We start from the raw sequence: 19,304 nt of genomic DNA, 5'->3' as shown, positions 1-19,304 counted from the left end.
ACATGAATGTTTTCAAAAACCAGTGGAGAGAACTGATAACCAATAAAAAACTACTGATATCCGTGATCGGGGTTCTCTTTATACCGCTGATTTACAGCAGCATATTTTTGGCGGCGTACTGGGACCCATACGGAAACGTCGATCAGCTCCCCGTAGCGGTTGTGAATTCCGACAAGGGGACGACATATGAAGGAAAAGACCTTCACATCGGTGACGACCTTGTCAAAGAACTGAAAAAAAACGATAAGTTTGACTGGCATTTTACAACGAAGGAAAAAGCGCTGAGAGGCTTGCAAAATGAGGAATACTACATGGTTGTAGAAATTCCTGAAAACTTTTCGAAGGATGCCAGCACGGTGATGGATAAACATCCGAAAAAGCTGAATCTGATTTATCATACAAACGCCGGACGAAACTATGTCGGCGCCCAGATTAGCGATAAAGCGATTGAACAGCTTCAGCATTCAGTCGGTTCTGAAATCACGGAGCAATATGCTGAAGTTATCTTTGACAATTTCGGCAAAATTGCAAAAGGTCTCGGTGAAGCCAGCGAAGGAGCCGGAAAACTGGATAAAGGACTGAAAGATGCGAAAGAAGGAAGCGAAAAGCTGAAAAAGAACCTTGAAAAGCTCGCGAAAAGCCAAATTCAGTTCAACAAAGACGGAATGGAGAAGTTCGGCACAGCATTCAATACGCTGAACGACAAAATTCATGAGCTTGATTCAGGGCTTGCGCAATTTTTGGAAAAAAGCGGCCAGCTGCACAGCGGTGCTCAACAGCTCCAACAAGGCATGCCTCAGATTGTGGCGGGATTGGAGCAGATGAATGAAAAAGCGCAGATGATAAGCAAACTCGAAGAAGCAATTTCAAATGAAAAGATTCAGCAGCTTGAAACGGCGCTTTCAAACGCTGAAAAGGCGAAAAAAGAAATCAGCCAGATTTCGAAAAATATTGATGAGCTAGAAGCAGCATTGAAAAACCAGCACAGCGAAGTTAAACAAATTATTGAATCCAGCAACATGCTGACACAAGAACAGAAAACCGCGCTTATGAAACAAGTCGACGAAAAAATGGGAACAGTGAAGCTGCCTGAGTTCGACAAGTTGAAAGCGCAAATTCCCGATGTCAGCGAACTTCCCGATTTATCCGGGCTGAAACAGAAGCTTGAGGAATTGAAGCAAGTTCCTTCGAATGTGAATAAGCTTTATAAAGGATCGCAAAAGATTCAGCAAGGGCTCGATGCGCTGACAAACGGTTTGGGTGCTTACAACGAAAAATTCGCAGAAGCGAAAAGCGGATCATCCAAAATCGCCGAAGGCAGCCAGACGTTAGTCGGGAAGTTCGGCGATCTGCAAAGCGCGGCTGATAAACTGAAAGACGGTTCTTCCAAGCTTGCAGAAGGGGCTAAATCCCTTGATGAAGGTCTTGGCAAGCTGTCTGACGGAAGCGGGGAGCTGTTTGATAAGCTATCTGACGCTGCCGACCAAACCGGCGATATTCAAGCGGGAGACGAAAACTACAATATGTTCTCAAACCCCGTCGATGTGAAAGGCGATAAAATCGATCCGGTTTCTAACTACGGAACAGGATTAACCCCGTATATTTTGTCGCTCGGCTTATTCGTCGGTGCATTAATGATCACCGTTGTCTTCGATGTGAAAGAGCCGGCTGTCCGGCCCGAATCAGCTTTTGGCTGGTTTATGAGCAAATTCAGCGTCCTTTTTGCAGTGGGAATACTTCAAGCGGCGATTGCCTGCACGATCATTCTCTGGGGCATCGGGCTTGAAGTGCAAAGCGTCTGGAGATTCTATCTGTTCAGTATGATCATGAGCATTACATGCCTTGCGATCATTCAGTTTTTGGCTGCGACAATGGGAAATCCGGGACGATTCATTGCCGTCATTCTGCTTGTGCTTCAGCTTGGAGGAAGCGGAGGAACTTTTCCTCTTGCTCTTGTACCTAAGTTCTTCCAGGTCATCCATTCTGCACTGCCGATGACCTACAGCATTGCGGGATACAGAGCGGTGATTTCAAGCGGAGACTACGCGTATATGTGGGAACAGGCTGCCGTGCTCGGCGGTGTTGCGATCGTCATGATGGCTTTGACGCTGATTTATTTTAAAGTGCTGCTGAGAAAAGGAAAAATTGAAGAGCAGCATGCATAAAAGAAAAACATCTTTTCAAGCCCGGCAAGGGCAAGAAAAGATGTTTTTTTTTTGAAATCAGGAAGCTGGCGCGCCCCATTTTACAATCAGCCCCGTATATGTAAGACCTCCACCAAAACCGAACAGAATCAAGGTGTCACCCTCTTTCAGCTTTCCGTTTTTGACGGCTTCATCAAGGGCGAGCACGATTGATGCGGATGAGGTGTTGCCAAACCATTCGACGCTCGTCAGCGCTTTTTCGGCTGGAATTCCGGTTTTTTCGCAAATCGATTCGATCATTCGCAGATTCGCGCTGTGCGGGACGAACCAATCGATATCTTTCAGCTCCATTTCAGCTTGGGTAAGCAGCTTTTTGACGCCTTCGGGAACGGACCTGACCGCCCACTTATACACTTCACGACCGTTTTGAACCATTTTTCCTTCACCTGAGAGCGGCTCCCCTTTAAGGTCGCTTCGCAAGCCGGTTCTGTATAAATGGCGGGCTCCGTCACCTTTCGTATCCTGGGCAAAAGTAATGAAGCTTGGGGCTTTGTCGTCCCGTTCGACAAGCAGGGCGCCGGCGCCGTCTCCGAACAAAATGCAAGATGTGCGGTCTGTGTAGTCGGTTGTTTTTGATAAGGTTTCACCGCTGATCACTAGAATTTTTCTATGCAGCCCGGAAGTGATCAGGCCGTTGGCTATATGCAATCCGTATGCTAATCCTGCGCAGGTCGCATTTACATCGACCGCGCCGACTTCGTTCCATCCGAAGTGTTCCTGAACCTGGCATGCCGTGCTTGGAAAAGCGTAATCCGCTGTTGTGGTAGAGACGATGATCATGTCAATATCGTCAAGCGTGCCTCTGTATCTGTTTTTTAGATCTTCAACCGCCTTTATGCAAAGATCTGATGTGAATTCGTGACTCCCCGCGATTCGCCTTTCTTTCATTCCTGTCCGCTGAATGATCCATTCATCAGAAGTATCGACGATCTTTTCAAAGTCTTTGTTTGTCATGCGCTTTTCGGGAACATAGGTGCCGATGGCGGAAATTCGCGCTTTTGATAAAGTTTTCATGAAATTCACTCTCCTTTCTTTCATTATATCACCTAGTATTAGCATCTGGTACTAAAATGTTGATCTGAGGTATACTATAAACATCACAAGTTGGGAGGAATGAACCATGTCAGGACAGAAAACGATGGAGCTCATTAAGGAGCTCGTCTCCATCCCGAGCCCTACTGGAAATACGTATGACATCATAGACTATATCAATCGCCTTTTACAGAAAGAAGGAGTCGAAACAAGGCTTAACCGTAAAGGCGGCCTGATCGCGACGATACCGGGCCGCGACAAATCCCGGCACCGGATGCTGACCGCTCATGTCGATACCCTCGGAGCGATGGTGAAAGAGATTAAACCGGACGGGAGGCTGAAAATTGATTTAATCGGGGGCTTCAATTACAACTCGATTGAAGGCGAGTATTGCAAAATTGAAACAGCATCAGGGAGAACTTACACCGGCACCATCTTAATGCATCAGACATCAGTGCATGTATACAAAGACGCCGGAAAAGCCGAGCGCAACCAGAAGAATATGGAGGTCCGCATTGACGAACCGGTCCGTAGTGAAGAAGAAACCCGGGCGCTCGGCATCAATGTCGGCGATTTTATCTCCTTCGATCCGCGCGTTGAAATCACGCCGAGCGGGTTTATCAAATCGCGTCATCTTGACGATAAAGCAAGCGTCGCCCTCCTCATCGAGCTGATCAGAACGATTAACACAGAAGGGATGACACTGCCTTACACGACTCACTTTTTAATTTCCAACAATGAAGAAATCGGTTATGGCGGCAACTCCAATATCCCGCCTGAAACGGTGGAATATTTGGCTGTTGATATGGGAGCGATCGGCGATGGACAGTCAACCGATGAATATACGGTCTCCATTTGTGTAAAGGATGCCAGCGGGCCTTATCACTACGGGCTTCGAAAGCGTCTGACCGCCCTTTGCGAAGCACACGGAATCGGTTATAAGCTTGATATTTACCCGTACTACGGATCAGATGCTTCAGCAGCCGTCAAAGCGGGCCATGATATCGTCCACGGGCTGATCGGCCCGGGAATTGACGCATCCCATGCGTTTGAAAGGACGCATCAATCGTCCTTGGAGCAGACGGCAAAGCTGCTGTATCACTATGTTCAGTCTGACATGGCATAAAAAAGCTCCCAAAGGACCCCGGTCCCTTGGGAGTGAAAAAAGAGTGGAAGTCATCCATCCGTAAAGGATGGCGTTTACTTACCAGTAATCATAGTGTTTTTTCTTTTTGCAGTGATCAAAGTGGTCAAACTTCTTGTAGTCATAGTCATAATCAAACTTCTTATAGCATGGATAATAGTAGTAATAATAGTAGTAGTAGTATTTCTTGCAGTCGTGGTCTTTCTTGTGGTAGTCAAAGTCATAATCTTTCTTGCAATGGTCATGGTAAAAATACATTAAACTTCCCTCCAGTTTTCTTTTCTAATTTAACTACAGTACATCGTATGTAAACGAAAGGAAGTTGTTTGGACAGGTTTCTTGAGTAATTTGCATATTTTTGAAAAAACGTATGTTTCTCCAAAAGCGGAAAACATACGTTTTTTTTTCGAGCTGTCAGCCGGATATTTTCATATCTGCCGGCTCCCTTTGATTTAAGACGGTCTGCCCTTTAATGGCGTCATATTCACCTTCCCATTTTGACATGACCACAGCGGCAAGAGCGTTTCCGGTCAGGTTGACGACCGTTCTCGCCATATCCATAATCCGGTCGACTCCGGCAATGAAGGCCAGGCCTTCAGCAGGAACGCCGATCGTGCCCAGGGTCGCAAGAAGAACGACGAATGATGTGCCGGGAACGGCAGCCATTCCTTTAGAAGTGACCATTAGAACAAGGATGAGCGTGAGCTGCTGCCCAATGGACAGATCGATGCCGTAGACCTGCGCCAGAAACAGCGCCGCGATCGCCTGATACAGGACAGAGCCGTCAAGGTTAAATGTGTAGCCGATCGGAATGACAAACGATACAATGCCCTTTGGACAGCCGATTTTCTCCATCTTTTCCATGACGCGCGGAAGCACGGTTTCAGAGCTTGATGTACTGTACGCAAGAAGCAGCTCATCTTTCAAATAGGCCAAAAATTTAAATATATTGATACCGGCTAGCTTGCCGACGATCCCAAAGATGACGATCAGGAAGAAAGCAAGAGCCAGATAGACAAGTAAAACGAGCTTTCCCAATGATAAAAGCGAAGAAAAACCAAATTTTGAAACCGTCACACCAATTAAAGCAAAAACGCCGAACGGCGCGAATTTCATGACGATGTTGACGACGTGGAACATAGCTTGAGACGTTGCCTCAAAAAAGGAGAGCACAGGCTTGCCTTTTTCGCCTATGGCAGACACTCCGAGTGCGAACAGAACAGTGAAGCAAATGATCGCAAGCAGATCGCCTTCAGCGAGCGATTGGAAAAAGTTTGTCGGCACAATGTGCAGGAAAGTGTCTGCGACAGATTTGGTGCTTGCTTCTTTTTCTGTTTCTACATATTGGCTGATATCCTGTTTTTCAGCACCAGAAAAGTTTACGCCGTGTCCAGGTTGAACGATGTTTCCAAGGAGAAGTCCGAGCACAATCGCAAAAGTCGTAATAATTTCAAAGTACAGGATCGTCCGAAAGCCGAGCCTGCCGACCTTTTTGCCGCTGCCGGCCCCCGCAACCCCGACAATCAAGCTTGAAACGACAATAGGAATAACAATCATTTTGATTAATCTTAAGAACAAATCGCCGACGGGCTGCAAATATGTTGCCACCGCAGGATTTCCAAACCAAATCGCTCCTGCTGCAACACCTAAAATCAGCCCGAGGAAAATTTGTGTAGCTAATCCGAATTTAAGTCTTTTCATAGATGCCCTCCCAACGCATACTTAATTTATACTAGAATATTAAACTTGAGATCGTAAATTAAGTATAGCGAAAGAAAAAGCAGCTCGTCCATTAAAAAAATAACGTCTGAATATATCGAAAATTCAAATATGAGATGATCATCCTGTCTTGAATTCAAATCGGGACGATCATCGGTGTATATTTCCCTAAGTGAAATAGTAAAATGTTATTAAAATAATGAATTTTGACACGAATCTCTCTCTTTATGACTAACTTTATGACAAAAAAACACCCCGGGGAATCCGCTGGGGCGTTTTTAATAAAGTCTATATATCTTTTACATTTAAGCATTTAGAGCAAGTGTTTCCGTAGCATTCGTGCTGCTCATCAATATCGTGGCCGCATTCTGAACATTTCTTTGAAGGCAAATTTCTGAAGAACTCGGTGATTTTAGCGAGCATGTTTGATTCCCCCAATTCGTTTGTTGTTATCATTGTATTATAACAGTTGTCGGAAAATCAATGTCTGTTTTATGACAAAATATAAAACATGCAATTTTTAAGAAAAATGGGTATATTGAATAGGGGGACGATAGACACGAAAAAGAGGTGTGTATACATGAAGGTGACAGTCATCGGCTGCTGCGGAGGATTTCCGGCTGCAAATGAAGCGACTTCAGGCTATCTCTTTCAATCCGGGGATTATTCTGTTCTAATCGACTGCGGCAGTGCCGTTTTATCCAAGCTTCAGCTGTTTCTGCCCGTTGAGGAGCTAGATGCCGTTATATTATCCCATTATCATCACGACCATATTGCGGATGTCGGGCCTTTGCAATTTGCCAAACTGGTCGGCTCATTCCTCGGCAAGGGGGCGAATGCCCTTCCGATATATGGACATCCTTTTGATGAAGAGCAGTTTTCAAAGCTTACATATAAAACGCATACCGCTGGATTGGCGTATGATCCGAAACAACCTTTGACAATCGGACCGTTTACGTTCACGTTTTTAAAAACGGTTCATCCTGTTGACTGCTTTGCCATGAGGGTGACGGACGGTGTTCATTCTGTCGTTTATACGGCCGACTCGAGCTTTCAGGAAGCCTTTATCCCGTTCAGCGAAGGAGCCGACCTGTTGATCTCAGAGTGCAATTTTTATGCGGGTCAGAATGGGGGAAGCGCCGGTCATATGAACAGCCTCGAAGCGGGGCGCATCGCTGCGGAAGCGGGTGCGGGGCATCTTCTCTTGACACACCTCCCGCATTTCGGGGAACATCAAAAACTAGCAGAAGAGGCCCAAACCGTTTATAAAGGCGCGGTTGATCTGGCGCACACCGGTTATGTGTGGGGAGAATAGAAGGAGGAACTGACAAACATGCTGTTTATCGATAATCAAAATATAACAGATCCGAGGATCAACTTGGCGATTGAGGAGTACTGCTTAAAGCACCTCGATCCTGAAGAGACGTATCTGCTGTTTTATATCAACCAGCCGTCGATCATTATCGGCAAAAATCAAAATACGATCGAGGAAATCAACACAAAGTATGTGGATGAAAACGGGATCATTGTCGTCCGCAGGCTGTCAGGCGGCGGAGCTGTCTACCATGACCTCGGGAACTTGAACTTCAGCTTTATTACGAAAGACGACGGCAACAGCTTCCACAACTTTAAGAAGTTTACGGAGCCCGTTGTGGCTGCTTTAAAGAAGCTTGGCGTCGATGCGGAGCTGAGCGGGCGAAACGATTTGATGGCAAACGGCCGGAAAATTTCGGGAAACGCCCAGTTTTCAACGAAAGGGAGAATGTTCAGCCACGGCACACTGTTGTTCGATTCTGAGATTGAACATGTCGTATCAGCTTTAAAAGTGAAAAAAGATAAAATCGAATCAAAAGGCATCAAATCGATCAGGAGCCGTGTAGCCAATATCAGCGAGTTTCTCGATCAGAAGATGACGACAGTGGAATTCCGAAGCATGCTTCTCCGCTATATTTTTGATACCGAGGGGGAAATACCGGAGTATAAGCTGACTGAAAAAGACTGGGAAATCATCAATCAAATTTCAAAGGAACGATATCAAAACTGGGATTGGAACTATGGGAAGTCTCCGAAATTCAATCTTCAGCATTCAAAACGTTTTCAAGCGGGATCGGTCGACATCCGCCTGGAAGTGCAAAAAGGCGTGATCCGCGAGTGCAAAATATTCGGTGACTTTTTCGGAGTCGGCGATGTCAGCGACATTGAAGAAAAGCTGACAGGCGTGCAGTATGAAAGAAAAGCGATTGAAGAAGCCCTTCAAGGCGTTGACATCAAGCATTACTTCGGCAATATTCAAAAAGAAGAATTTTTGGAGCTTGTCTACTAAAAAGAGAGGCTGCGGTTTCCGCGGCCCCTTTTTTAACATGTTAGGAATGGAAGATATTTCCCGGCAGCTCTTGAGTGTTTTCTGTTGATTTACTATAATGGGAATAGATTTTGATTATCACAAAATGAATGGTCATTCATTCATTTTTAAGGGGTGGGAGAATGAATTTAGTTTCAAAATTAGGGGAAACAGCTCAATCAAAGCCTGACAGAACCGCTTATATTTTTGGGGAACAGACGGAAACATACGGGGGATTGCAGCAGAAAATTGATTGCTTTGCCGAAGGGCTGCGCGAAATCGGGGTGGAAAAGGGCGATCATGTCGCTTTGCTTCTTGGCAATACACCGCATTTTGTGATTTCGTTTTACGGTGCGCTGAAAGCCGGAGCCGTTGTCATACCGATCAATCCGGCCTATACGCCGACTGAGATCGGCTATATGCTGACAAACGGCGATGCAAAAGTGATCGTGGCTCTGGGACAGCTGCTCCCGCTTTACGAGAAGGTGCATGAATCCCTTCCGAAAGTCAGCTGTGTCGTGCTTTGCGAAACGGGGGAGCCGCTTCAAGAACCGGAAAGCACCGAGGTTAAGATGAAATTGAAATCGTTTACAAGCATCATGAGACCTCCTGTCCGGCCGTTTCCTGAAATCGATGACGAAGATACGGCCGCCATCCTCTATACGTCAGGAACCACGGGAAGACCAAAAGGGGCGATGCTCACACATCAAAATCTATTTTCGAATGCAAATGATACGGCCCGCTATCTGACAATGAATGAATCTGACCTTGTCGTCGCCGCCTTGCCGATGTTCCACGTTTTTTGTTTAACGGTCTGCATGAATGCACCGCTCATGAACGGCGCAGCGATTTTGATCGTGCCGAAATTTAGTCCTGCCGAGGTCTTCAAGCTGATTAAAAAGCATCAGGCGACGATCTTCTCAGGCGTTCCGACAATGTACAATTATCTTTACCAGTATGAAGGGGCGGATGAAGCAGGTTTTCGATCCATCAGGCTTTGCATCTCAGGCGGAGCGGCCATGCCTGTCGCTCTCCTGAAAAGCTTTGAGGAAAGGTTCGGCGTCCTCGTTTTAGAAGGCTACGGCTTGTCGGAGGCTTCTCCTGTTACATGCTTTAACCCGTTCAGCACCGGCCGCAAGCCAGGATCGATCGGGACGAACATTCTCAATGTGAAAAACAAAGTCGTCAATGAACTCGGGGAAGAGCTGCCTGCCGGTCAAGTCGGGGAGCTGATCGTTAAAGGGCCGAATGTCATGAAAGGGTACTACAAAATGCCGGAAGAAACAGCCCATACGATTAAAGACGGATGGCTGTATACAGGTGATTTGGCAAGACGGGATGAAGACGGTTATTTTTATATCGTCGACAGAAAAAAAGACATGATTATCGTGGGGGGCTATAATGTCTATCCGAGGGAAATCGAAGAAGTGCTCTACCTCCATCCGGAGATCGCAGAAGCGGTGGTCATCGGAGTGCCCGATCCGAATACGGGAGAAGCCGTCCACTGCTATGTCGTTCCGAAGAATAAAACGCTGACAGAGGATGATGTCTTGGCGCACTGCAAAAAGCATCTTGCGAAATACAAGCGCCCGTCGGCGATCGTTTTCATGGATGAAATTCCGAAAAACTCGACCGGCAAAATTTTAAGGCGCGCTTTAAAAGACATTCTGACAAACCAATCTTGATTTACACTAAAAGGGACGCCTGCCGCGTCCCTTTTCTGCAGTTCTCTGAGAAGAGCATCTTTTTCCCTTTGTCGGAGAACAAAATATGTGCCCTCCTCTTCTTTCAGGATGACGGCTTCATCTCTCTTCAGCCAGATGGTGAAGTGAACGCGATGTGTGTCGGTCATGCTGATGTATCCGTGATACGCCGGAGCAGGCAGGCGCACTGTCTTTTCCTTCATCCTTTTCCCTTTGTTAAATGTATCAAGCAGAACGTCTATGTTGTGCCTGTCTTTGATGCTGACCGTTTTTTCGCTGTCTTCCGCCTGCTTCAAGATGATTTCTTCAGCATTTCTTGAGTCGAAAGGCTCCGCCATCAAGTGGAATACATAAAAGACAGCGATGGATAAAATACCGAAAAAAAGTATGACACCCATTATTTTTTTCAGAATGATCACCCCAGGCTATGTATTTTCTCCGTTTAAAGGCCTTTTCATCCTGAAAAATTATGCTATAATGTTCAATAAATTATACATATGTTCAATTTATTGCGAGGGGGGCAGAAGATGAATTCGATTGAAAAACAAGTAGCAGAAAACATAAAGAGACTGCGAAAAGTCCGCAATTACAGCCTTGATCAATTGTCATCGATGACCGGCGTCAGCAAAGGCATGCTCGCGCAAATCGAAAAAGGCGCTTCAAGTCCGACGATCACAACCTTGTGGAAGATCGCAAACGGGCTGCAAGTATCATTTACTTCCTTAGCAGAAAAGCCTGCCGGGGAGCCGACGGTCGTCAGAAAGCACGAGAAAACGCCCGTTATGGCCGGAGAAGAAAAATACGCGGCATTTCCGCATTTTCCGTTCGACCAAAAAAAGAAGTTTGAAATCTTTTATATTGAACTTGCGCCCGGCTGTGTGCACGAATCAGAGCCTCACCACGGCGGGATTGAAGAGTACGTGCTCGTCTCTAAAGGAGCGATCGCAGTGACGGCGGGTGATTACACCTGCGAATTGAGCGAAGGTGATGCAATGCATTTCACCGCAAACACCGTCCATACGTACGAAAACAACACGGAACAAACGGCATCATGCTATACACTCATTTATTATCCGTAAAGAGGTGTCAAGATGGAAAAGCAGGATTCACTCAACTTTCTAGACGGGCTTCGTTCAGGGGTTTCCCTGGCCGTCGGCTACATCCCGGTCGCTTTGACATTCGGACTTTTAGCAAAAACAACGGGGCTGTCGCTTTTTGAAACGTTTTTGATGAGCGCCCTTGTTTTCGGAGGAGCGTCCCAGTATATGTCTTTAAGCATGCTCGCCGTTCAGACAGGAATTATCGAAATCGTTATGACGACGTTCATTGTGAACATCAGACATTTTTTATTTTCAGCGACTTTGAATCAATTGGTAGAAAAAGATTCACCTTGGAAAAAAGCGTTTTACTCATTTTTCGCGGTGACAGATGAATCGTTTGCTGTCGCTGCTTTAAGGAAGGAAAAGCTGACGACCGGATATATGATCGGCCTCGGTTCGATCGGATATGTAAGCTGGGTTTTTTGGAGTGCGGCCGGGCATTTTGCAGGGGCTGCCATGCCGGCTGTTCTCCAGGAAAGCATGAGCATCGCCCTTTATGCTATGTTTATCGGATTGTTGGTGCCGCCTTTGAAAAAACAGCGTAAAGTCCTGCTGCTGGCGGGAGCTGCCGCTCTATTCAATACGGTTTTCCAAATGAACGGAATGTTGTCGGCAGGATGGTCGATCGTCTGTGCTACGCTTTTATCCGCCATCCTGATCGAATGGCTGTACCAATTTAGAACAGAGGGGAAGAGAAACTATGTTTAGTCCGATCATCTGGATGATTATCGGCATGGCTGCCGTTACATATATACCGCGGATGGTGCCGCTCATTGCTTTTGAAAGCCTGAAGCTTCCCGGATTTTTGGAGCGCGTGCTGAAAAATGTGCCGTACGCCGTTTTAGGCGCTCTCATTTTTCCGGGAATTTTTTCGGTGCAAAGCGGTATGCTCTACGGACTTGCCGGCGCTCTTATCGCATTTTTATTTTCCTATTTTGGAGCAAGCGTCATAGTCGTCGTGATGGGGACGATTTTGACGCTCGCAGGTGCCGGCCTCTTGCTCTCATTGTAAGGCTTGGTTCTAACTTTCGCAGGAAAAGCTTACAATAGAAGTAACTGCTATGTGAGAGGAAGTGATTCGCCATGCGGAAATGGATCGCGGGAGCCGGTCTCCTGTATGTGCTGTACGGCCTTTTTTTCTATTGGTATCTCTTTATGGCCGGTGAACCCTCCGTTCCCGAGGCGCTGAAAGGGACAAGCGCAGACCCGGCGACATTTATGAACGAAAGGGAACTCATGCTGACGGAAGAGTACTCGAAAATAAAGGACTTTCTGTTTTTTATTCGGATTCCGTTTGAGTGGTTCTTATTTTTTATATTGTTGATTGCCGGTTTATCGAAGAAAATGAAGAATTGGGCGGAGCAGACGTCAAAACGGAGAACGATTCAAATAACGGCATATGTTTTTGCTTTGTTTCTGATCGTCACGATCGTTTCTGTACCGCTTGACTGGATCAGCTATCAATATTCGCTTGACTACGGCATATCAACGCAGACAACCGCAAGCTGGATCAAAGACCAGGTGATCGACTTCTGGATCAGCTTTCCGATAACGGCTGCGGCGGTGATCGTCTTTTACTATTTGATCAAAAAGCATGAAAAACGCTGGTGGTTTTATGCCTGGTGCCTGACGGTTCCGGTTACACTGTTTTTATTTTTCCTTCAGCCGGTTGTCATCGATCCTTTATACAATGACTTTTATCCGCTGAAAAATAAAGAGCTCGAACAAAGCATTCTGAAGCTGGCCGATCAGGCGGATATTCCTGCGAATCACGTCTATGAAGTGAACATGTCTGAAAAAACGAATGCGTTAAATGCTTATGTGACAGGGATCGGCGCCAATAAAAGGATTGTGCTCTGGGATACCACGCTGAACAAGCTGGATGAACCGGAAATTTTATTCATTATGGCGCACGAAATGGGGCACTATGTGATGAAGCATGTTTACATAGGACTCGGCGGGTACCTGCTATTATCCCTTGCCGTCTTTTATGTGATCGACAAGCTGTACAAGCGGATCATCGGCCGCTATGGAAAAAGTCTTCACATTGCGGGAAAATCCGATCTTGCCGCACTTCCGCTTCTCCTGATGCTGATGGGGGTCATCTCTTTCGCGTCTTCTCCATTTACAAACGCAGTTTCGAGGCATCAGGAAAATGCCGCTGACCAGTATGCGATTGAACTGACGAACAACAGCGATGCAGCGGTTGCGACTTTTCAAGAGCTCTCAAAAGCCGGGTTGAGCGAGGCGAACCCGCCGTTTCTCGTCAAGATTTTTAAATACGGCCATCCGACCATAATGGAACGGATTCAAAATATTGAACAGTCTTCAACTGAATGAAGAAAAAGCTAGTGCTAAAAACACTAGCTTTTTCTATATGCCATTTGTTAGAATATGTTATTGAGCGGCAGCTTCGACATTGATCAGACCTTTTCCATAGTAGAAAGAGCTTCCCAAATAAGTCGCCGTACTGGAGAGACGGTTGCGGACTTGTGAAGCTGAAAGGTTCGGATGTTTTGACAAGATCAAAGCTGCTGCTCCCGCTACATGAGGAGAAGCCATTGACGTTCCGTTCAATGTTGCATAAGTGCTGGTTGGGTAAGTGCTGTACACGCCTGCGCCAGGAGCCATGACTTCAAGCTCTGCTCCGACGCTGGAAAATGAAGCTCTGTTGCTGTTAGAGTCTACCGCACCAACTGCGATGACAGAGTCGTATTTCGCAGGATAGCCGATTGTATTCGTGTTTCCTGAAGATCCGCTGTTCCCAGCAGCCGCTACAACGACAACCCCTCTTGCATATGCATTGTCGACCGCCTGTTTCATCGCTGTTGAGCCTAATGGTCCTCCAAGGCTCATGTTGATAACATCCATGCCGTTTGTCGTCGCCCACTCGATTCCGCTTACAATGCCGCTGTATGATCCGTTTCCGCTTGAATTCAGCACTTTAACCGCGTACAAGGATACGCTCGGCGCAACGCCTAATACACCCGTTGTATTGTCAAGCGCAGCTACTGTACCGGCAACATGCGTGCCGTGTCCGTTGCCGTCGGTGTTATAAGCTTCGCCAGCTACAAAGCTTGCTCCGCCGACTACGTTTAAGTCCGGATGAGAAGCTTGGATTCCTGTATCCAGGACGGCGACTTTTACGTTCGCTCCCTTGTAGCCTTGAGCCTGCACTTTGTCTGCTTTAATGAGAGGAATGCCGTAAGGAACGGTTTGCGCCAAAGCATGAGCTACGTGATCCTCTTCCACATAAGCGACATCCGGATCATTTTTGACTTCCTCAAGCGCTTCTTTGTCTAGCTTCGCTTTTGCCGCGTTGATGATTCTAAACTGCTTGTCCACTTTTCCGCCGCTCTCTTTGATGATGTCCTTTTTGACGGATGTGGTTTTTACCCCTGACTTAAATCCGACAATATAGTCCTTTTCTACATTTTTCGCCGGCTGAGCAGCAGAAGCCGAATCGCTGAAGGCCATCGTGAACACGAGCATTAGGGCCGTCAGCATCCCAAGCCAAAAACTCTTTTTCCTCATCATTACTCACTCTCCTCCATTTAATTCAGAATAATTGAAATAGATGGATAATATAATCTATTCGAATTATTCTGTTAATTTATTATAGAAGAAAAATGAATTATATGGTAGACCTATTTTTTTGAAGGACCAATTTAAAATTTATTGGTTATTAATAACTGTTTTAGAAAAATATTCAGTCCAAAAGTATGAATAGACCGCTTCATTCTGGCAGGGAAAGATGTCCCGGAGTTCGCGAATGACAGGAGATTGATTCACCTGATTCATTTTATGAAAATACTATTCGTTTATTTTATAACATAATATTTTGGTGAAGGAGGTTGCGGCCTTGTCGATCATCTATTAAAATATGCAATATATCGCATACAGAAATGGGTGAAAGATATGAAATCAGGTCATGTGAAAGGCGTATTGATGGTGCTGGCAGGGGCTTCGTTGTGGGGATTGTCGGGAAGCGCTGCACAGTATGTATTCGAAAGGGGAGCGGCTGACGCCGGCTCGCTTGTCTCCGTCAGGCTTCTGGCGTCGGGAGTCATTCTCTTGTTATATGTTTCAATGAAAAACGGTTTTCAACATGCGTGTCGGGTATGGAAGAAAAAAACAGATATTTGTTCAATTTTGGTATTTTCCATTTTTGGAATGCTTGCCGTCCAATATACGTTTTTTGCCTCAATCGAAAAGGGAAATGCCGCTGCTGCTGCAATTCTTCAATACTTAGCGCCTTTTTTCGTATTGCTTTACCTATATGTTAAAAAAGAACTTCCGCCTAAATGGAAAGATGCCGTGCTTACTTTATTGGCGCTCTCCGGCGTGTTTCTTCTTTTGACAGGCGGAAGGCCGGATAGTTTGTATATTCCGTCCCAGGCCGCCGTTTGGGGCATTTTATCCGGTGGTGCGCTTGCTTTCTATACGGTTTTTGCAGGAGGTTTAATTCAATCGTTCGGTGCTTTGACGGTTACGGGATGGGGCATGCTGATCGGAGGAGCCGGAATTTCTTTTTTGTTTCCGCCGTTTCGGTTTGACCTTTCGCACATTGGGGCAGAGGAGGCGGCAGCCATTCTATTTGTTGTATTGTGCGGCACAGCTTTGGCGTTTGCACTATACATCGGCAGCCTCTCTTATCTTTCTGCTAAAGAAACGAGCTGCCTGAGTTGCGCCGAACCGCTTGCGGCCGTTCTGTCGTCGGCGGTCTGGCTGGATGTGCCGTTCAATGCCTTTCAAGGTGCCGGTACGGTGATGGTGATTATCACGGTCATCATCCTTTCCCTCAGCAGGGAAAGCAAAGCGGAGGATTCTGTGAATGAACGGGTGTAGAAAGGAGGGAGAGGCTCCTTTCTTTTTTATAATGATAATGATTATCGTTGTCATTGATATGAAGTGTTGCTATAATAATTTCGTCTACTACCAGAAAAGGAGATACATATGAAGCCCAAATATTTTGCTATTTTATTCCTATTGATGATATCAGTGATGACAGCCTGCTCTGGGGGAAGCGAGAGTACGAAAACTTCCGGTCAGGATTCTGTGACAGTTAAGCATGATCTTGGAGAAATGAAAGTCCGGAATAATCCAAAAAAAGTTGTGGTCCTTGAATTGGGTTTTATTGATGCGCTCCTTGATGCGGGCATTAAGCCTGTCGGAATTGCGGACGACGGCAAACCTAAGTTTATTAACGAGAAGGTCAGAGAAGAAATCAAAGGGTATACTTCAGTCGGTTCGCGCGCCCAGCCAAGTTTTGAAAAAATTGCTTTGTTAAAGCCCGACTTAATTATTGCCGATTCGAGCAGGCATAGCGGCGTCTATGATAAGCTGTCAAAAATTGCGCCGACAATCGCGCTGAAAAACTTGAATGCCGATTATCAGGACACTCTTGATGCGTCTCTTACGATTGCGAAAGCCGTCGGCAAAGAAAGCGCAATGGAGAAAAAGTTGGCTGAACATAAACAAAAGCTGAATGAATTGAAACAGAAATTCGGCAACCGGAAACAGAGCATTCTTCTGCTCGGAAACACAAATGATGAAATCACCGTGCGCGACGAAAACTTTTTCACGTCTCAGCTTCTGACGAATATCGGCTATACGTACGGTGTCGGAGACAGCAGCAAAGGCGATGGCGAAAACGGTGAATCCGTCAATATTAAAATGACGCTCGAACAGCTGCTTGAGAAAGACCCCGACATGATAGTCCTGATGACGGGAGAAAAGGATAAAGTCGATGAAGACGGGAAAAGACCGATCGAAAAAGACCCTCTTTGGAAAAAGCTTAGCGCAGTCAAAAACGGCAAGGTTTATGAAGCCGACAGATTTGCCTGGTCGCTCCGACGCAGTATTGACGGAGCAGATGCGCTGATGAATGATATCGGTCAGCATCTTCTGTCTGAGGATCAAAAGAAATCTTAGGAGCTTGTTGGACGGGATGACGCATGCTTTTTATAAAAGCATGCGCTTGTTTTTTTCTAAAGGAGTGACCTGTTTGATATATGTGAAACGTTTTGCACCGCTCATTTTTGTTTTTCTTTTGCTCGCGAGTTTTGCGCTTTCTGTTTCAATCGGTTCGTCAACGATTGCACTGTCCGACATTTGGGCAGCTGTGTTTGCGTACGACGGTTCAAAATTGCACGCGATTATTCAGGCCATCCGAATTCCGCGCGCCTTGGCCGCCGCATTAATCGGAGCGAATCTAGGAGCCGCGGGCGCACTGATGCAGGCGGTGACAAGAAATGCGCTCGCATCTCCGAGCATCTTCGGCATCAATGCAGGGGCCTCTCTTGCTGTCGTATGTTTGACGGTGATGTTTCCTGCGCTTGCTGTTCCCCAGATCGCGATGGGAGCCGCTTTTGCCGGTGGTGCCGCGGCCGCGCTGGTCGTGTACGCGGTTGCCTCAGTATTCAGCGAACACGACAGGGATATCAGCTTTGCCTTGATCGGTGTCGTCATTCAGGCGATCATGGCTTCGATGACGCAAATGTTGCTCATTTTTCATGAAGAGTCGACGGAAACGTTATTGTTTTGGCTTTCCGGTTCTTTAGCGGGGAGCTCGTGGGATAAGCTTCATTTATTGATTCCGGTAAGCATTGCGGGTTTGTTGACGGCTTTGGCCTTAGGAAGGGCGGCGTCCGTCATGAGTCTCGGAGATGATGTTTCTCATGGGTTGGGACAAAACGTATGGCTCAGCAGATTGTTAATCGCCTTCACTGTTGTCGCGCTGGCGGGAGCATCCGTTTCTGCTGCCGGACCGATTGGTTTCATCGGATTGATGGTTCCTCATATGATCCGTTATCTCATGGGGGCTGACTACCGGGTAGTGATTCCGTATTCGGCATTGCTTGGAGCCGTTCTTTTGCTGATTGCTGATCTTCTGTCCCGCTTCGTATATTTTCCGTACCAAACGCCGGTCGGAGTTGTCACGGCAATGATCGGGTCGCCGTTTTTTATCTATTTGGCGAGAAGACGGAAAAAGGGGGCGGCATGATGAACAATACGGCAAGAAAAACGAAAAGACGGCGCAGACAATCGGCGGTAGTTCTCTGTGCGCTATTTGCCTGTTTGTTCGTGCTCATTGTGCTCAATTTGGCGATCGGCGATGAAAACATCGGACTGTGGGACGTAATGAAATCGCTGGCAGGGCAAGGGGATGCGGGAGTCCGCTTTTTAGTGATGGAATTTCGCATGCCGCGAATCCTCCTCGCTGTGCTTGCCGGAGGGGCGCTTTCAATCGCAGGTGTGGTCGCCCAATCGCTGATGAAAAATCCGCTGGCTGCACCGGACACGCTTGGGATTACAGGAGGAGCGGGATTGGGCGCTGTGATCGTTACGGTCTTGTTTTCACAGCAAAGTTCGCTGCTGCTGACAGGCGCCGCCTTTTCAGGAAGCGTTTTGGCTGCGAGCCTCGTCTATTTATTGGCTTATCGAAATGGGATCTCTCCTGTGCGGCTGGCGCTCGTCGGGATAGCGGTCAATGCTTTCTGCCATTCGGGCATTCAGCTATTCATCTCAAGGGGGAGCCCGAATGTCAACAATGCATTAATTTGGCTGAACGGAAGTCTGTGGGGGAGAGGCTGGGATGATGTTCTGTCTCTTTTCATATGGTGCTGTCTTGTAATCCCTCCGATATGGTTTGCGGCAAAACCGCTCGATATCATCAAATCAGGGGACGGGATTGCCGTCGGCCTCGGCATCCGGCTTGAAAGAACACGGTTTCTGCTGCTTGCCGGTGCGGTCCTGCTGACAGCTGCGGCTGTGACCGCCGTGGGAACAATCGGCTTTATCGGGCTGATGGCGCCCCATATCGCAAGAAAACTGGCAGGTGCTGAAACGAGGATTTTGATTCCCGTTTCAGCTCTCGTCGGCGGCATCGTCCTCTTGATAGCCGATGCCGCTGGAAGAGGCCTTGTTCCGCCGCTTGAAATACCGGCTGGATTGATCGCAGCCGTTATCGGCGGTCCGTATTTTATTTATTTGCTGCGCCGCGAAGCGAAGCGGGGGAGAGCATAAAAAAAAGACGGCATGCTTGATGCCGTCTTTTTT

At 46.8% G+C, this 19,304-nt stretch carries 18 protein-coding genes and 1 pseudogene; 13 read left to right on the top strand and 6 right to left on the bottom strand.

All coding sequences use genetic code 11. The annotated features are described in order from the left end of the window. Positions 1-2 precede the first annotated feature (2 nt). On the top strand, positions 3-2,165 hold the full coding sequence (locus H2R00_RS09570; RefSeq protein ID WP_154998558.1) for a YhgE/Pip domain-containing protein: 2,163 nt from the start codon (positions 3-5) through the stop codon (positions 2,163-2,165). A 57-nt stretch (positions 2,166-2,222) separates the two neighbouring features. Here the strand turns inward: H2R00_RS09570 and H2R00_RS09565 are convergent, their stop codons facing one another. Continuing rightward, the gene (locus H2R00_RS09565) at positions 2,223-3,218 is read right to left on the bottom strand and encodes a ketoacyl-ACP synthase III (protein ID WP_154998556.1); all 996 of its coding nucleotides are present in this window, start codon (positions 3,216-3,218) and stop codon (positions 2,223-2,225) included. Positions 3,219-3,324: 106 nt separating this feature from the next. Between H2R00_RS09565 and H2R00_RS09560 the strand changes: the two genes are divergently transcribed. Next, a complete protein-coding gene (locus H2R00_RS09560; protein ID WP_154998554.1) occupies positions 3,325-4,362 on the top strand; it encodes a M42 family metallopeptidase in 1,038 nt (345 codons plus the stop codon). A gap of 78 nt (positions 4,363-4,440) precedes the next feature. Here H2R00_RS09560 and H2R00_RS09555 read toward each other — a convergent pair whose 3' ends face one another. The 3 genes from H2R00_RS09555 to yhfH form a co-directional block, all read right to left on the bottom strand. After that, positions 4,441-4,638: a hypothetical protein gene (locus tag H2R00_RS09555; protein WP_154998552.1), complete on the bottom strand. Its 198-nt coding sequence runs from the start codon at positions 4,636-4,638 to the stop codon at positions 4,441-4,443. Between the two features lie 156 nt (positions 4,639-4,794). Next, positions 4,795-6,081, bottom strand: a complete 1,287-nt coding sequence (locus H2R00_RS09550) for a glutamate/proton symporter GltT (protein WP_154998550.1) — start codon at positions 6,079-6,081, stop codon at positions 4,795-4,797. A 306-nt stretch (positions 6,082-6,387) separates the two neighbouring features. Next, positions 6,388-6,522 carry a protein YhfH gene (gene yhfH / locus H2R00_RS09545; protein WP_076793296.1) on the bottom strand — a complete coding sequence of 45 codons (135 nt, stop codon included), beginning with the start codon at positions 6,520-6,522 and terminating at the stop codon, positions 6,388-6,390. 157 nt (positions 6,523-6,679) lie between these two features. On the opposite strand from yhfH, the gene H2R00_RS09540 reads away from it, so the two are divergent. The 3 genes from H2R00_RS09540 to H2R00_RS09530 all read left to right on the top strand — a co-directional run bounded on the left by H2R00_RS09540 (position 6,680) and on the right by H2R00_RS09530 (position 10,125). Further along, complete coding sequence (locus tag H2R00_RS09540; protein WP_154998548.1) at positions 6,680-7,414, top strand: MBL fold metallo-hydrolase; 735 nt, start codon at positions 6,680-6,682, stop codon at positions 7,412-7,414. An 18-nt stretch (positions 7,415-7,432) separates the two neighbouring features. Further along, the gene (gene lplA, locus H2R00_RS09535; protein ID WP_154998546.1) at positions 7,433-8,422 is read left to right on the top strand and encodes a lipoate--protein ligase; all 990 of its coding nucleotides are present in this window, start codon (positions 7,433-7,435) and stop codon (positions 8,420-8,422) included. Positions 8,423-8,583: 161 nt separating this feature from the next. Then, complete coding sequence (locus H2R00_RS09530; RefSeq protein ID WP_154998543.1) at positions 8,584-10,125, top strand: fatty acid--CoA ligase family protein; 1,542 nt, start codon at positions 8,584-8,586, stop codon at positions 10,123-10,125. Positions 10,126-10,214: 89 nt separating this feature from the next. Here the strand turns inward: H2R00_RS09530 and H2R00_RS21600 are convergent. After that, positions 10,215-10,481, bottom strand: a pseudogene (locus tag H2R00_RS21600) (YhfM domain-containing protein); the annotation flags it as partial. A gap of 189 nt (positions 10,482-10,670) precedes the next feature. On the opposite strand from H2R00_RS21600, the gene H2R00_RS09525 reads away from it, so the two are divergent. The 4 genes from H2R00_RS09525 (at position 10,671) to H2R00_RS09510 (ending at position 13,583) form a co-directional block, all read left to right on the top strand. Continuing rightward, entirely contained in the window at positions 10,671-11,222 is a 552-nt protein-coding gene (locus H2R00_RS09525) for a helix-turn-helix domain-containing protein (RefSeq protein ID WP_182070924.1), read from the top strand. 12 nt (positions 11,223-11,234) lie between these two features. After that, on the top strand, positions 11,235-11,951 hold the full coding sequence (locus tag H2R00_RS09520) for an AzlC family ABC transporter permease (protein ID WP_011197726.1): 717 nt from the start codon (positions 11,235-11,237) through the stop codon (positions 11,949-11,951). Further along, the gene (locus H2R00_RS09515; protein WP_043927058.1) at positions 11,944-12,255 is read left to right on the top strand and encodes an AzlD domain-containing protein; all 312 of its coding nucleotides are present in this window, start codon (positions 11,944-11,946) and stop codon (positions 12,253-12,255) included. Before H2R00_RS09520 ends, H2R00_RS09515 begins: the two co-directional genes overlap by 8 nt. Positions 12,256-12,326: 71 nt before the next feature. Further along, the gene (locus H2R00_RS09510; protein ID WP_182070923.1) at positions 12,327-13,583 is read left to right on the top strand and encodes a M48 family metallopeptidase; all 1,257 of its coding nucleotides are present in this window, start codon (positions 12,327-12,329) and stop codon (positions 13,581-13,583) included. A 57-nt stretch (positions 13,584-13,640) separates the two neighbouring features. On the opposite strand, the gene H2R00_RS09505 is transcribed toward H2R00_RS09510, so the two are convergent. After that, on the bottom strand, positions 13,641-14,777 hold the full coding sequence (locus H2R00_RS09505; RefSeq protein ID WP_182071052.1) for a S8 family peptidase: 1,137 nt from the start codon (positions 14,775-14,777) through the stop codon (positions 13,641-13,643). A gap of 384 nt (positions 14,778-15,161) precedes the next feature. Here H2R00_RS09505 and H2R00_RS09500 point away from each other — a divergent pair, with 384 nt between their 5' ends. The 4 genes from H2R00_RS09500 (at position 15,162) to H2R00_RS09485 (ending at position 19,271) form a co-directional block, all read left to right on the top strand. Then, on the top strand, positions 15,162-16,091 hold the full coding sequence (locus H2R00_RS09500) for a DMT family transporter (protein WP_154998535.1): 930 nt from the start codon (positions 15,162-15,164) through the stop codon (positions 16,089-16,091). A 108-nt stretch (positions 16,092-16,199) separates the two neighbouring features. Continuing rightward, positions 16,200-17,177: an ABC transporter substrate-binding protein gene (locus H2R00_RS09495; RefSeq protein WP_182070922.1), complete on the top strand. Its 978-nt coding sequence runs from the start codon at positions 16,200-16,202 to the stop codon at positions 17,175-17,177. Positions 17,178-17,250: 73 nt separating this feature from the next. Next, a complete protein-coding gene (locus tag H2R00_RS09490; protein WP_182070921.1) occupies positions 17,251-18,249 on the top strand; it encodes a FecCD family ABC transporter permease in 999 nt (332 codons plus the stop codon). Then, positions 18,249-19,271, top strand: a complete 1,023-nt coding sequence (locus H2R00_RS09485) for a FecCD family ABC transporter permease (RefSeq protein WP_182071051.1) — start codon at positions 18,249-18,251, stop codon at positions 19,269-19,271. Before H2R00_RS09490 ends, H2R00_RS09485 begins: the two co-directional genes overlap by 1 nt. Positions 19,272-19,304 lie beyond the last annotated feature (33 nt).

It is taken from the genome of Bacillus haynesii, assembly GCF_014042035.1.
GTDB lineage: Bacteria > Bacillota > Bacilli > Bacillales > Bacillaceae > Bacillus > Bacillus haynesii.
This window is presented reverse-complemented; position numbering and strand designations above follow the sequence as displayed.

What these genes read in the sequence shown, in the direction of transcription:
- H2R00_RS09485 (WP_182071051.1), top strand. Translation starts at nt 18,249, where the DNA reads ATGAACAATACGGCAAGAAAAACGAAAAGACGGCGCAGACAATCGGCG.
- lplA (WP_154998546.1), top strand. Translation starts at nt 7,433, where the DNA reads ATGCTGTTTATCGATAATCAAAATATAACAGATCCGAGGATCAACTTG.
- H2R00_RS09510 (WP_182070923.1), top strand. Translation starts at nt 12,327, where the DNA reads ATGCGGAAATGGATCGCGGGAGCCGGTCTCCTGTATGTGCTGTACGGC.
- H2R00_RS09555 (WP_154998552.1), bottom strand. Translation starts at nt 4,638, where the DNA reads ATGTATTTTTACCATGACCATTGCAAGAAAGATTATGACTTTGACTAC.
- H2R00_RS09565 (WP_154998556.1), bottom strand. Translation starts at nt 3,218, where the DNA reads ATGAAAACTTTATCAAAAGCGCGAATTTCCGCCATCGGCACCTATGTT.
- H2R00_RS09540 (WP_154998548.1), top strand. Translation starts at nt 6,680, where the DNA reads ATGAAGGTGACAGTCATCGGCTGCTGCGGAGGATTTCCGGCTGCAAAT.
- H2R00_RS09550 (WP_154998550.1), bottom strand. Translation starts at nt 6,081, where the DNA reads ATGAAAAGACTTAAATTCGGATTAGCTACACAAATTTTCCTCGGGCTG.
- H2R00_RS09530 (WP_154998543.1), top strand. Translation starts at nt 8,584, where the DNA reads ATGAATTTAGTTTCAAAATTAGGGGAAACAGCTCAATCAAAGCCTGAC.
- H2R00_RS09495 (WP_182070922.1), top strand. Translation starts at nt 16,200, where the DNA reads ATGAAGCCCAAATATTTTGCTATTTTATTCCTATTGATGATATCAGTG.
- H2R00_RS09505 (WP_182071052.1), bottom strand. Translation starts at nt 14,777, where the DNA reads ATGAGGAAAAAGAGTTTTTGGCTTGGGATGCTGACGGCCCTAATGCTC.
- H2R00_RS09520 (WP_011197726.1), top strand. Translation starts at nt 11,235, where the DNA reads ATGGAAAAGCAGGATTCACTCAACTTTCTAGACGGGCTTCGTTCAGGG.
- H2R00_RS09515 (WP_043927058.1), top strand. Translation starts at nt 11,944, where the DNA reads ATGTTTAGTCCGATCATCTGGATGATTATCGGCATGGCTGCCGTTACA.
- H2R00_RS09570 (WP_154998558.1), top strand. Translation starts at nt 3, where the DNA reads ATGAATGTTTTCAAAAACCAGTGGAGAGAACTGATAACCAATAAAAAA.
- H2R00_RS09525 (WP_182070924.1), top strand. Translation starts at nt 10,671, where the DNA reads ATGAATTCGATTGAAAAACAAGTAGCAGAAAACATAAAGAGACTGCGA.
- H2R00_RS09560 (WP_154998554.1), top strand. Translation starts at nt 3,325, where the DNA reads ATGTCAGGACAGAAAACGATGGAGCTCATTAAGGAGCTCGTCTCCATC.
- H2R00_RS09500 (WP_154998535.1), top strand. Translation starts at nt 15,162, where the DNA reads ATGAAATCAGGTCATGTGAAAGGCGTATTGATGGTGCTGGCAGGGGCT.
- yhfH (WP_076793296.1), bottom strand. Translation starts at nt 6,522, where the DNA reads ATGCTCGCTAAAATCACCGAGTTCTTCAGAAATTTGCCTTCAAAGAAA.